This is a genomic window from Citrobacter sp. Cpo045, from assembly GCF_030332875.1.
In the GTDB taxonomy this organism is placed as follows: Bacteria; Pseudomonadota; Gammaproteobacteria; order Enterobacterales; family Enterobacteriaceae; genus Citrobacter; species Citrobacter portucalensis.
Map to the genome: position 1 here is coordinate 1 of NZ_JAOWGZ010000035.1, position 266 is coordinate 266.

Annotated in this window: 1 pseudogene; it reads right to left on the reverse strand. The window is 52.3% G+C overall.

Annotation, left to right across the window (positions count from 1 at the left end):
* Positions 1-266: pseudogene (locus OGY13_RS00265) on the reverse strand (transposase); the annotation flags it as partial.

Genomic DNA, 266 nt, shown 5'->3' on the forward strand with positions numbered 1-266 from the left:
GAGCAGGCGAACAGGCCAGCAACAGGTGTTGTCACGGATAAAGGCGTACCTCAGTCGGACAGCTTTGCGAAGTACGCCGCGGCTTTTTTTAATATGTCCCGTTCGTCGGTAACCCGCTTCAGCTCTTTCTGGAGACGGCGGATCTCGGCCTGAGCATCTGACTCTTCTTTATTAGTGGAAGAATCTGGACCGTACTTCTTTATCCAGGCGTAAAGGCTGTGGGTGGTGATATCGAGACGTGTTGCAACGCTGGCAACAGAATAACC